The sequence below is a fragment of the Rhodococcus sp. WWJCD1 genome, from assembly GCF_002258735.1.
Taxonomy (GTDB): Bacteria; Actinomycetota; Actinomycetes; order Mycobacteriales; family Mycobacteriaceae; genus Rhodococcoides.
Genome location: NZ_NOXY01000028.1, coordinates 34,267 through 46,148, shown reverse-complemented (window position 1 = coordinate 46,148; position 11,882 = coordinate 34,267). Strand labels below are relative to the sequence as shown.

The 11,882-nt window shown below is 61.4% G+C and carries 10 protein-coding genes; 3 read left to right on the top strand and 7 right to left on the bottom strand.

The features are described 5' to 3' along the window. Nucleotides 1–34: 34 nt before the first annotated feature. Nucleotides 35–1,267, bottom strand: a complete 1,233-nt coding sequence (locus CH286_RS20855; protein WP_094610395.1) for an MFS transporter — start codon at nt 1,265–1,267, stop codon at nt 35–37. 94 nt (nt 1,268–1,361) lie between these two features. Here CH286_RS20855 and CH286_RS20850 point away from each other — a divergent pair, with 94 nt between their 5' ends. Further along, a complete protein-coding gene (locus tag CH286_RS20850; RefSeq protein WP_037150240.1) occupies nt 1,362–1,964 on the top strand; it encodes a TetR/AcrR family transcriptional regulator in 603 nt (200 codons plus the stop codon). A gap of 49 nt (nt 1,965–2,013) precedes the next feature. Here the strand turns inward: CH286_RS20850 and CH286_RS20845 are convergent, their stop codons facing one another. Next, nucleotides 2,014–3,573: an alpha/beta hydrolase gene (locus CH286_RS20845; RefSeq protein ID WP_094610277.1), complete on the bottom strand. Its 1,560-nt coding sequence runs from the start codon at nt 3,571–3,573 to the stop codon at nt 2,014–2,016. Nucleotides 3,574–4,557: 984 nt separating this feature from the next. Between CH286_RS20845 and CH286_RS20840 the strand changes: the two genes are divergently transcribed. Then, nucleotides 4,558–4,938: a nuclear transport factor 2 family protein gene (locus CH286_RS20840; RefSeq protein WP_094610394.1), complete on the top strand. Its 381-nt coding sequence runs from the start codon at nt 4,558–4,560 to the stop codon at nt 4,936–4,938. Between the two features lie 368 nt (nt 4,939–5,306). On the opposite strand, the gene CH286_RS20835 is transcribed toward CH286_RS20840, so the two are convergent. The 4 genes from CH286_RS20835 to CH286_RS20820 form a co-directional block, all read right to left on the bottom strand. Next, nucleotides 5,307–6,233: a CorA family divalent cation transporter gene (locus CH286_RS20835; protein ID WP_094610276.1), complete on the bottom strand. Its 927-nt coding sequence runs from the start codon at nt 6,231–6,233 to the stop codon at nt 5,307–5,309. Continuing rightward, a complete protein-coding gene (locus CH286_RS20830; RefSeq protein WP_176458306.1) occupies nt 6,230–7,213 on the bottom strand; it encodes an NAD-dependent epimerase/dehydratase family protein in 984 nt (327 codons plus the stop codon). The genes CH286_RS20835 and CH286_RS20830 overlap by 4 nt, the downstream gene beginning before the upstream one ends. Nucleotides 7,214–7,303: 90 nt before the next feature. After that, nucleotides 7,304–8,008: a helix-turn-helix domain-containing protein gene (locus tag CH286_RS20825; protein ID WP_141215881.1), complete on the bottom strand. Its 705-nt coding sequence runs from the start codon at nt 8,006–8,008 to the stop codon at nt 7,304–7,306. Between the two features lie 131 nt (nt 8,009–8,139). Continuing rightward, nucleotides 8,140–9,465 carry a flavin-containing monooxygenase gene (locus CH286_RS20820; protein WP_052058360.1) on the bottom strand — a complete coding sequence of 442 codons (1,326 nt, stop codon included), beginning with the start codon at nt 9,463–9,465 and terminating at the stop codon, nt 8,140–8,142. Nucleotides 9,466–9,609: 144 nt separating this feature from the next. On the opposite strand from CH286_RS20820, the gene CH286_RS20815 reads away from it, so the two are divergent. Beyond that, nucleotides 9,610–10,218 (top strand): TetR/AcrR family transcriptional regulator, encoded by a 609-nt coding sequence (locus CH286_RS20815; RefSeq protein WP_176458305.1) that lies wholly within the window; start codon nt 9,610–9,612, stop codon nt 10,216–10,218. A gap of 17 nt (nt 10,219–10,235) precedes the next feature. Here the strand turns inward: CH286_RS20815 and CH286_RS20810 are convergent, their stop codons facing one another. Next, nucleotides 10,236–11,852 (bottom strand): AMP-binding protein, encoded by a 1,617-nt coding sequence (locus CH286_RS20810; RefSeq protein ID WP_094610393.1) that lies wholly within the window; start codon nt 11,850–11,852, stop codon nt 10,236–10,238. Between the last annotated feature and the right edge of the window lie 30 nt (nt 11,853–11,882).

The following is an 11,882-nucleotide window of genomic DNA, read 5'->3' as shown; positions in this document are numbered from 1 at the left end:
TGCAGCGATCGAAGTCTCGAAATCGGCGAATCGACTATTGCCGTGCGCCAGGAGGAAAGCCATGCCGCCGTGCAGCAACTGCGGCGAACAAAGTGAATACGATCAGACCGAGGGTGACGACAGGAAACCACCCTGGTCCGGCACCGCTGAGAAGTACCCCACCCAAGGCACTTCCGAGGAAAATCGCTCCGTTCGCGACAGTCGTCAGGATCGAGTTGGCAACGTCGGCGTCTCGACCGGATACATCGGCGAGTGCGGTTTGCAAGAGCGGCGCGGCACCGCCGAAAGACATGCCCCACAGGATCACTGCCGCCACGAACACCGCCGGATTGCTTCCCACGACAGCCAAAGCGGTGGCTCCCAGAGCGAACGCGATCAAGTAGATCAGGACGAGCCGTCGCAGAATGCGGTCCGCCAGCGCTCCCACAACGGCAATGCTGGCCATCGCGGCCACCCCGAACATCGCCAGCACCACATCGACTCTGAGCCCTACGTCCATATCGTCGACGATGGGTGCGATGTACGTGTAGAGCAGGTTGTGGGCGAGGAACCATCCGAGCACCACAGCAATGATCGGCGCGACGCCGGAGAGCAGAAAGACGCGGCTCAACGGCGTTTGCGCAGTGGAATTCTGTCCGTCGGAATCGGGAACTGATACCACCACCCACGCGATCAAACCGAGGGCGATCACAGACATCAGACCGAAGGTCCATCGCCACCCGATCAGCGTTCCGAGATACGTCGCAAGAGGCGTGCCGACGGCGAAAGCAACAGGCGTACCCGCCATCGCCACGGTCAGCGCCTTTCCCGCCAACGCGGGCGGCGCTATTTTCCGGGCGTACCCAGCGAGCATCCCCCAGACCACCCCGGAGAAAGCCCCCGCAACGAAACGCGCCAACAGTGCAATCTCGAACCCAGGCGCAAGTGTTGTGATCGTATTGGCCACCACGAACCCACCAACCGCGATGAGCAGAATCGGTTTACGTCGCCAACCACGCGTGAATGTGATCGCAGGAATCGCGAACAGCACCGCTCCCAGTGCATACGCGCTGATCAACTGCCCTGCCGCGGCCTCCCCGACACTCAAACCCGCTGAGAGCTGAGGTAGAAGCCCGGCAGGAAGTGTCTCGGTCATGATGACGATGAATGCGGTCGCTGACATCGCCAGCAGCGCTGACCACGGAAGTCGCTGTTTGCTTCTACCTCCGGCCGGCGTCGGAGTTGTCGAGCTGTCGGTGCTGCCCTGAATGACTTCTGGATTGGTCATTCCGTAAGTCAACACCACCGGCACCCCTGTTGCCAAATAATTGGATCGATTAGTCTGTAATTCACCGAACATCGAAACACGGAATGGAACCGCAATGAGCAGAACCGGGAGGCCACGCCAGTTCGACGAGGACCGCGCTCTCGAAGCGGCTATGGTCCTTTTCTGGGAGAACGGCTACGAGGCCACGTCATTGGCGCAACTACGAAGCAGCATGGGTATGTCTTCGGCCAGCTTCTACGGTGCGTTCGGATCCAAGGAAGGGTTGTTCGCCGCCGTGGTCCAGCGGTACATCGACAGCTACGGCCGCGCGACCGCCCCACTGGCAGACGAATCCATGGACCCTCGAGACGCTCTGGAGAAGACGTTGCGTGGCTCGGTAGCCATGCAGACCGATGCGACGCATCCCCTCGGATGCCTGGTCGGGCTGGGCGGAATAATCGACGGTCCGGACGCCGGAAAGCACTCTGCTCTGGCAGCCCGGAGGTCTGTTGATCGCCGCAACATTGCCGCGCTGATCGAACGAGCTGTCGATCGAGGTCAACTCGACCCGAGCATCCCGATCGACGCAACCGCGACACTGTTTCACAGTTTTCTACTCGGACTGTCACCGCTGGCCAGAGACGGTGTAACCGCCGATGCACTTCAGGCATCGGTCTCGGCAATGATGACGTTCTGGGATTCGATGCACTCGCGGTAGCCGAACCACCCTCTGCCACAACATCTCCGGCCGCGGACCTTACCGACGATCAGGGTGCGGGGGCCGAGGCGAGGTCGCACTGGGCACCGGGTGCCGGCGATTCGAGGTCCACCAGGTAATCCGCGACTATCTCGTCGACGCATGCATTGCCCGCGAGGGAGGCACCGTGTTGCTCACCCTCGACCGTGAGCAGGCTGCCGCCGAGCGCCTCGGCAAGCGCGATGCCTCCTGCGTGTGGAGTGATGCCGTCGCCTGTCACGGATACTACAAGGGTGTCGGCGAGGCCGTCGGGCTCGTCGGCCAAAAGTCGGTTCAGCGTGGGCTCGACTGGCCAGTTCTCGCAACCGTTTCGCGAGTTCTCGACCGCAGTGCCGGGGTCTATGAACGGCGCGGCGTCGAACACGGCCCGCTTGAGCGCCGTCTCCTGTTTCGGGGTGTGGCGATCTTCGTCGAGGCAATTGATCGCGAGCAGCGACTCGAGATCGCTCGACGAGGTGCCGTCTGCAGCACGGCCCTGTAGCGCGTCCCGCAGCGCAAGCAGCGGAGCACCGTTGCCGGCTTTCAGTTCGCTGATCCCCTCGAGCACGATGGGCCACGCTGCGTCGGTGTAGAGCCCCACGATGACGCCGGAGAGGGCACCGATGAACGTCAGGTCGCGGTCGTCGGTTGCGGGTGCTGGGGACTCGACGAGCGGCTGCACGAGGTTCTGGAACTCGGTCGTGGCGGCGGCAGGATCGGTTCCGAGAGGGCAATCGGTCTGCGTCGCACAGAATTTCGCCATCTGGTCGAACGAGCGACCGATGCCGTCGAACTGCTGGATTCGCAGATCGTGCGTGCTCATGCCGGGGTCGAGCGCGCCGTCGAGCACAAGAGCACGCACGTTGTCGGGGAACATCTCGGCGTACACGGCACCCACGCGCGTTCCGTAGCTGAGCCCAGCGAAGCTGAGCTGCTCGTCGCCGAGCGCCTCGCGCAGCACGTCCATGTCGCGAGCGACGTCGCGCGTGCCGACGGCAGCGAGCACGTGCTCTCCGCCCGAGCGCTCCGCGCACTGCTCCGCAAGGTCGCGAGTCTCGTCTTCCGTCCAGTCTTCTGCGCCGGAATCGTAGGAGGTGAACTCGGCGTCGGCATCGCGCTCGGTATCGGTATAGCAGTCGATGGCGGGTGTCGATGCTCCGACGCCACGCGGGTCGAAGCCGACGATGTCGAATTTCTCGGTGACCGGGCTGTTCGCCCACGCCAGCGCCAGGGTGGGCGCGAACGCTACACCGGACATGCCAGGGCCGCCTGGGTTGACCACAACTGAACCGGTCACGTCGTCGCCGCGCGCAGCCACTCGGAGGAGAGCGATCCGAGCGGTGTCGCCGCTCGGGTTCGCGTAGTCGAGAGGAACCTCGAGCGTTGCGCATTCTGCTGCCACGCCAGGCGGCGGAAGGCCGGGTGCCTGCGCGGGTGCCTCGCATGCGGCGAACTCGAGCGTTTGGCCGTAGAAATGTCCGAGCGAGGTGTCGCGTTCGGGCGTTGACGCGTCGGTTGCGACACATCCGCTAAGCACGAGCAGAACGCTCGCGCTCACTGCGGGGACGAGAGTAAAAGCGCGAAGGCGCATGGTGTCTCCTTAGGACGTGCAATGGTGGTCGCGAACCATCAGAAAGAGCGTTCCCGGGGCGAGGTCAACCGTGGCGTCGAAAATGCTGACTCAACCAAAGGGAGGCCAGTGCCATGGACCCGCGTTGAACGATCTTTCACGCACAACCACTGCAGAGTTCGTTGTGCATGGGCAAATTCAGCACTATGTCCTTGGGACACAGTCAAGAACAGGGCGAGTCTTCTGCTCGGTCATTGTGCCCCGCGGTGCACTTGCGTGCACCGGACGCCGAGCGGTTCAGAAGCCATGCCTCTGACCCTCCCCCTCGCATTCGATCTAGTGGAGTGCACCGATGGGAACCAACAAATCGACGTCGATGTCGATCCGACCTCGACGACATTGAAAGCACAGAACCGAATGCTCTGATGTAGTTGCGCGCAAGGGCTTTTTGGGACTGGACGGGTCTGCGGTCGCCATCGTGCTGCGACATGTTGTCCGTCAGCTACTCCTGGCGTACTGTCCGTGCCACCCGTATGGACGTTGTGGCCGGGAAGCATCCCTGCGTGTCCACTACCGGCGGCGCGTTGTGACGTAGCACGCTCGATGTCGCCACAACCGAGGCGAACGCGAACGTACCGCCACCGAAAGGTGGTTACTTTACTACTGTTGCGCCACAATGACTTTCGCTGATCGATGGTCGTCGTATCGGCACCCTCTATGTGATTCGCGGTGTCGCATTTCGTGGCGTCATCTTGTCAACATCGGACCCCTGACCGGATGTCGAACCAGGTTACGGCAGCCACGATCGTCGGGATTCGTGATCAGTGACATGGGCACGCCTGATCGGGTCCGCGCGGCCACAGCTTCTTCACCAACCGCGAAGGCCCTGACACGAGCGCCCTGGTCTGCGAGTACGCCTTGCGTCACCCCAAGAAGTGACGCAACGCCTTGCCCATCCGCCCACAACCGTCCGACGATGCGTCCCACCGACCGTAAGGAGTCATGATGACAGTCCCCAGTTCCGTCACTCGTCTAGAAGCCGCAATCAACTCGCACAACGCGGAGGACATTGCCGCATGCTTCTCGATTGACTACGTCTCCGAAGTTCCGCAACATCCGATGCGGAACTTCGTAGGTCGCGAGACCGTGGAACGTAACTGGACGGGGATTCTGGCTCGCACACCCGACCTCCACGCCCGAGTGCTTCGGACCGCTATCGGCGGATTCGAGGTTTGGTCGGAGTGGGAGATGGAAGGGTCGACCGCCGACAGGTCTCCTACCGTCATCGCCGGGCCAGTCATCTGGCGCACTGACACAGATGGTCTCGTCTCGTGGGCGCGCTTCTACCTCGATCCCGTCACCAGCGACCCGACAGGTCTTCCGTAGATCGGTCGCCGTTCGATGTCATGCCCGCAACGGCTTGTCCCGGAGTCACCGATGGACTGATTCACTGACGTAGGATTTTTGCATCAGCCGGGCAATGACGTAGCAGGTCAACCGATCTCGGTTATCGGATTGTTCCACTTTCAATGTGATGAGCCCCAAGGGCTCTCCCGAACGCGTCGACATTGGGATGAACCACGTCGAACTTGTCCACCGAGAAGGATTCTGAACGACTAGCGGGCATTGCTGTGGACAGCACGTGACCATGCCGCACCTAGAACAGCTTCGACCCCGCCAAGACATTCCGGCCACGTTGCACCGGAGCCGTCACCCGGTGCCAGTTCGGTTCGGGCAGAATGCCCTGCTCGGGATCAAAGCCACCCGTTTTTCTTGAACCGCCAATGCAATGTCGTCGCAACGGAACTCATCAGAGTCAGTGCAAACGGGTAGCCGAATGCCCATGTGAGTTCTGGCATGCTGTCGAAGTTCATTCCGTAGATCCCTGCTACGAGGGTCGGCACCGATGCGATCGCTACCCAGGCCGATATCTTGCGCATATCGGCGTTCTGCCTCAGATTGACCTGGGTCAAGTTTGCATCGAGCATGCTGTCGAGTTGACTCCGCATTCCCTGAACCCTGGACACCACGCGGTGCAGGTGTCGATCCAGCTCGGCGATTCCGTCTGCATCTATCGTGTCTCCGTACTCGCCCGAGGTGACCCAGCCGGGTGCCCTGCGTCGGAGCAGGCGACTCAATGGCTCGCCGGTCAACGGCGTGGTTGCTCTCTCCATCTCGGTGACAGACCGCCTGAGCCGATAGATCGCTTCCACCGAATGTCCACCGGAGCGGGAAAACACCTCCCCTTCGACGCGGCGGATGTCACGGTCGAGTAGCTCGATCACTTCGACGTAATTGTCGATGACCATCTCCAGTGCGAGATGAAACGCTCCCAGTGGAGTCCGTTCGGCTTCTCCGCCGGCGGTGTTGGGACCTCGATGCATCGTGGGGAAAGTTGATTCCGGCGACTCGCAGACGGTGGCCAAAGCAGATGGACTTAAGGCAAAGATGACATCGCCAAGCTCGACGCCGCTCTCGGCGGATACGTATTTCGCCGTTGTGAGTGCGAGAAACAGTTGTTCGCCGGACACCTCCATCGTCGGGCGAATCGGTGTATTCGCTACCCGATGAAGTGTATCGACGTCGATCTCAGAGGCGTCCAGCTTCGCCGAACCAACCTGGGTGACGTCCGAGATGCACGACCATGTGAAGGGTCTCCGGCCCTCGAGTTCGGTGGTCATGTGCACACGTTGTCGTCGTACCACTGCGCGGCGTCGATGATCGCAATGTCGATGTTTCCGGGCGAATACCCGAGTTCGCGCTGCGCTTTACCCCAATCCGAGGACTGGGGTGAAGACAGATATCTGCCCAGGCCGCGGTCCATCGACGGCGGGCGTCCCGTAACCATGGCCGAGACTTCCTGACCGGCGCCGTACGCGACCAACGCGCTGCGCGGGAGCCTGATCGGGCGACGCTTCGCACCCACCAATTCGGCTATACGCGAGAACATTTCTGCGTAACCAACGTTGTATCCCGAGAGGTTGTATCCCTCACCGCATCGTCCACGCTCTGCCGCGGCCAGAATACCGGCCGACACGCCTCGCACGTCGCAGAAGGACGACGTACCGGAGAACGCGAACGTCGTCTTACCCTCGTGCATGTCGCGAATCACCCGACCGAGCTGCAGTGTGTGGTCGAACGGCCCGATCATGAAGCCCGGATAGACCACCACGACGTCCAGGCCGTCGGCCATCCTGTTCCGAACCTGTTGTTCCCCAGCAACTTTGGTATCGGCGTAGTCGTATCCCATGCCGGTCAGAGGATTGCTACCTCCACGTTCGTCCACTGGTGATCCGTCGCAGTTGCATCCATGCACATCGATCGTGCTGGTGTGCACCAGACGAACGACTCGGGCGTCGACACTCGCGTCGGCGACAATACCTGCGGCGACGACGTTCACTCTGCGCCTGCGTGCCGAGAGTCTGCGCCAGGTCGATGTGTCACCTGCAAGATGGAAGACCCAGTCCTGACCTTTGACCAGCGAATCAACAGCGTGACGATCGAGCAGATCTGCCAGCTGGATGTTCACGGGAAGACCGCTCAGAAAGCGTGTCGTAGACCCAGGCGCACCGCTCGCGAGAACCTCGTGTCCGGCATGGACCAGGTCTCTGACCAGATTGCTTCCGACGAATCCTGTTGCACCGGTTACCAAGCACTTCATATCGTGTCTCCATCTTCGTTTCGTGCGTCGGTCACGTCGGTGGACGGAACCGTGAACGGCTGGGGCCATGTCAATCTCGCGGCCGCTGAATCAGCCCGCTATGCCGAACCGCCGCATTCGCTTGTAGAGCGTCGTACGGCTGATCCCGAGATGCCGTGCTGCGGCGAGCTTGTTCCCCCGATGCGCGATGAGCTTGTCCTCGATAACGGTCCGTTGAGCGCTGTCGATTGCGCTGAGCAGCGGCATTGCAGCTCGCTCCCGCAAGCGCCCCAGATCACCGACGCTCACGTCACCCACCGAACGTGTCCGGCTTGCGGCGAGCACCTCCGCTTCCAGTTCGGCCACGTTGCCGGGCCAGTCGTGTGCGAGGAGGAGGCGCATTGCGCCGGCAGTGAAACGGATGCGGGCACCCATGCCCTCGAGCATCGCGTCGATCAGTGTGGTGATCTCGTGCTTGCGCAACCTCAGTGGAATCAGCTCGACGCGCGTTCTGCACGAATCGATCAATCGATACACGTCCGGTGACACCGTGCCGAGCGGTGCGCTGGCGAGTGCAAACCATCCGGCCGACCGAGATGTCGACTCGTACAGACCATGAGCAGCCAACGGCGACAACAGATGTACGTTGTCGACCACAACAGGACGCAGCCCACTGTCGAGCGCCACCGCGACGGCGCGAATCCATTCCATTTCGGTCAGACGAAGCAGGTCCAGACCGTCGAACCAGACGGGATGGACTCCCTCCGTCAGCTCCGCCAGCAACGTTGTTCGGCCCGTTCCTCGTTCTCCCGACACGGCGAGAGAGGTTTTGGTCAGTCTCGTGTGCTGCAGAGTGTCTCGTCGGCGCTCGATGCGCGAGGGGCACGTGGTCGACTCGGATGATCGAGCGGTCGATGGACCTCGGCGTGACACCCTGGACGTCGTGGTCACGAGTGCATCCCGGCCGGCGACGTCAACCCGAACTCGTCGCGGATCTCCGACAGCACGTGCTGGTAGGCGTGCGTTTCCACATAGTTCGCGTGGCGTGGTGTGTCTATGTAGTCGACTCCGCCCCGAAGGTCGGGCCGGTGCGACGCCTTCAGCTCGGTGAATCGCTTCTTCTTCTCGCCGTCGAGCGAAAGATCCAGTGCGACAAGCTGTGCCATCTCCTCGAATCGCTTATACGCGGCGTCGGCGAACTCGACGAAGCCAACGACGTAGAGAGAATCGACGGTTCTGTTGAACACGTTGAGATACAGCTGTGGGTGTCCGTCTTTCCACTCGAAAAGACTGTCGTCGAGGAACGGCACTTTCTGCTCGTATCCCGTCGCCAAGACGATGACGTCGACCTCCTCGGTACTGCCGTCGACGAATACTGCTGTGTTGCCGGCGATCCTGTCGAGCCCCGGCTTTGCCGTGATGTCACCGTGTGTGAAGTGGTGAATGATCTGATCGTTGACGATGGGATGGGACTCGAGCAGGTTGTGATCGGGTGCGGGCAGACCGAATCGGGTCACATCGCCGACAAGCGCATCCACCAAGGCATTCGGGTCCTCAGGGAGGGTGACACCCGCAGGAGCGGCTGCACCGGATCCGATGAACACGTCCAGCGGTACACCGAAGACGTGCTTTGGGAGGAATCGGTAGCCTCGCCGCACGCTGAGGTATGCGCGGTCCGCACTTCTGGCCGCGTCGCAGGCGATGTCGACTCCCGAGTTTCCTGCACCGACGATCAATACCTTCCGGTCGTCGAACAAGGATGTGTCGTGGTACGCGGATGAGTGGATCAGCTGCCCGGTGAACGTCTCACTGCCAGGGATGCTGGGCTGGTTGGCGAGCCAGGTGACACCGGGAGCGACAACGAGTGCACGGTAGTGGCGCATGGAGCCATTGACTGATATCTGCCAGGTGCCATCGGCCTGCAGATCTGCGGACTCGACGGACGCATTGAAAGTGATTGCCTCGTAGAGGTCTTCGTCGACAGCGAACTGTCGGATGTAGTCGCGGATCTGACGCCACGACGGGTAGTCGGGATAGTCCTCCGGCATCTCGTGTCCGAAGAATCCGCTCGTGTACTTGGAACTGATGAAGTGGGCGCTCTTGTAGATCGGACTCCCCTCGTTCTCGGGATCCCAGATGCCCCCGACGTCGTGATGCTTCTCGAAGTGGTCGTAGGCAATGCCCGCCGCACGGAGCTGACGAGCGACGACCAGCCCGGACGGACCTGCACCGACAACGCACACGCGCTCCGATTCGATCGATGTAGCAGTCATCTGCAACTTCCTCACTGTGGTCCCTCGACCGGAACGGAAGGGGTGTCCATGAGAGTAAGTTGGTCAATTGACCAAGTCAAGGGACCTGGTTGTAGGATCCCGTATATCAACCACGAGATTTGCCCGACAGGAGCGCGACGGACTATGGCACGAGTACCGGTCGGACAGCGACGACAAGAGTTGGTGGAGGCGGCATTTCGCGTCATTGCGGCATCAGGAATCCAAAAGACCACCACCCGGGCGATCTGCGCCGAAGCCGGCGTGAACCAAGGGATCTTCCATTATTGCTTCAACTCGAAGAAGGAACTGTTCCAGGAACTGATCCGATCGGTCGTCACTGGAATGGTCGAGACATCAGCCGAGATCAAGCCAGCTCGTTCCGACACCGACACCGACACCGCTACCGCGGTCCGCACCGTCTTCGACACCGCATGGCAGCACGCACGAGCACATCCGGATCGACACCTCGTCGGCTACGAACTGACGACGATGGCCCTGCGCGACGACGAACTATCCGACCTCGCCGCCTGGCAATACCGACAGTACTTCGAGCAGTCCGTACGCGCTATGGCCGCTGTCGAGGAGTCGGCGCACATCCGGTGGTCGATACCGATGCCGGTCCTGGGCCGAATGGTCGCAACGATCCTGGACGGACTCGTTCTCGGTTGGCTGGCCGACCGTGACGACGACGCGACCGAACGAGCGCTCACCCAGTTCGCCGACGTCGTCGCTGAACTTGCCATCGAAGGCTGATCGCCGACGCTCTCATTTTATTGTTGTGCAGCCTCTTCTACCGTTTGCCGCAGCTCTGTCTTGAGGATTTTGCCCGACGCGTTCAGTGGGAAATTGGAGACGAAGTGCCAGCGTTGCGGAATTTTGTACTTGGCGATCTGCGGAGAGAGAAAGCTCTGCAGTTTGTCCACGGTTACTGGTTCTCCCACATGGAGCCTGACGAACGCGGTGACCACTTCGCCCCAGTACGGGTCAGGTGTTCCGACAACGGCAGCCTCGGCGACGGCCGGGTGCGAGACGAGGGCGGTTTCGATCTCGCCAGGAGAGATGTTTTCCCCGCCCCGGATGATCATGTCTTTCGATCGCCCTTCGATGCGAACGTTTCCGGCGACATCCATCGAGGCCAGATCGCCTGTGCGGAGCCACCCGTCGCTGTCGATGACGTCGGCCGTCCGGACAGGATCGTTGTGGTACCCAGCCATGACATGATAGCCGCGAGTGCACACTTCCCCGATTTCACCGCACTCGACGATCTTGGTCCCGTCGCTCGTATCGACGATCTTCAGTTCGACACCGGGCAGAACGCGACCCACGGTTGTTCTGCGTACGTCGGGTGAATCATTGGGTTGCGTCACGGTCATACTCGGAGAACACTCGGTTTGCCCGTACGTGATGGTCAGGGGAACCCCCAGACGGTCTTCGACCCGAGCAACCAGGGCCGGCTCGATGAGGGAGCCGCCGGTCATTGCCGCGGTGATCGACGTCAAATCGGTCCGAGCGAAGTGGCGGTGATCGACAAGGGCCTGGAGCATTGTCGGAACCCCGGCGAACAACACCGATCTTTCGCTTGCGATCAATGCGAGCTGGAGCGCGGGATCGAACGACGGCATCAGCACGAGCGTCGACCGGGTTTGGATTGCACCGAGTGTCATGACAACCGAACCCGCCGTGTGAAACAACGGCAATGCGGAGACGATCGGGGCGTCGTGCACCCCGGGAAGACCGCGGAGAAAAGACAGCCTCGCGTTGTTGACGATGCCGCGATGCCGGAGCTCGACCCCCTTCGGTCGCCCGGTTGTGCCGGATGTGTATTGGATCTGGGCAAGATCGCCCGGTGATACCTCCGGCAATTCTCTGAGTACGTTTGTGTAAGTGCAGAATTCGTCCCACTTGGCTAGACGGATGGCATTTCGAAGATCCGGTAACTGTGCACCGAGAGTTGCAAGGCATTCGGCGAGATCTGTACCGCGATATTCGTCGACATGGAAAACCAGTACTGCTCCGGAGTCTCGAAGCACGTGGCCGGCTTCCTCTCTTGTCAAGGCCGGATTCACGGTCACCAGCGTCAGACCTGCGAGCGCGGCACCCATTTGGACGAAGATCCATTCCGGAACGTTGTTCGCCCAGATTGCGACCTTGTCACCGGGAGCGACGTGTTCGAGCATGACGCGGGCAGCTGTCTCCGACTCGGTCACGAGTTGGGAGTAGGTCCACTGGCGACGTCGTCGACCGCGGGGCAGTCCCTCGACCAGCGCGATCGATTCGGGTGCTTGCTGTGCGGCGCGGCGAAGGACGACGCCCACGGTCGCATCTTCGATGCTGTCTGTGTCACGTAACGGGACGGCGGCGTTCAAGCGGTGCTGGGATTCGGTCATCGATCGCTCCTCGTGTGATGTCGTGGGCAC

Bases quoted from the DNA above. Each gene is read 5' to 3' on its own strand.
- CH286_RS20855 (WP_094610395.1), bottom strand. From the start codon at position 1,267: ATGACCAATCCAGAAGTCATTCAGGGCAGCACCGACAGCTCGACAACT.
- CH286_RS20850 (WP_037150240.1), top strand. From the start codon at position 1,362: ATGAGCAGAACCGGGAGGCCACGCCAGTTCGACGAGGACCGCGCTCTC.
- CH286_RS20845 (WP_094610277.1), bottom strand. From the start codon at position 3,573: ATGCGCCTTCGCGCTTTTACTCTCGTCCCCGCAGTGAGCGCGAGCGTT.
- CH286_RS20840 (WP_094610394.1), top strand. From the start codon at position 4,558: ATGACAGTCCCCAGTTCCGTCACTCGTCTAGAAGCCGCAATCAACTCG.
- CH286_RS20835 (WP_094610276.1), bottom strand. From the start codon at position 6,233: ATGACCACCGAACTCGAGGGCCGGAGACCCTTCACATGGTCGTGCATC.
- CH286_RS20830 (WP_176458306.1), bottom strand. From the start codon at position 7,213: ATGAAGTGCTTGGTAACCGGTGCAACAGGATTCGTCGGAAGCAATCTG.
- CH286_RS20820 (WP_052058360.1), bottom strand. From the start codon at position 9,465: ATGACTGCTACATCGATCGAATCGGAGCGCGTGTGCGTTGTCGGTGCA.
- CH286_RS20815 (WP_176458305.1), top strand. From the start codon at position 9,610: ATGGCACGAGTACCGGTCGGACAGCGACGACAAGAGTTGGTGGAGGCG.
- CH286_RS20810 (WP_094610393.1), bottom strand. From the start codon at position 11,852: ATGACCGAATCCCAGCACCGCTTGAACGCCGCCGTCCCGTTACGTGAC.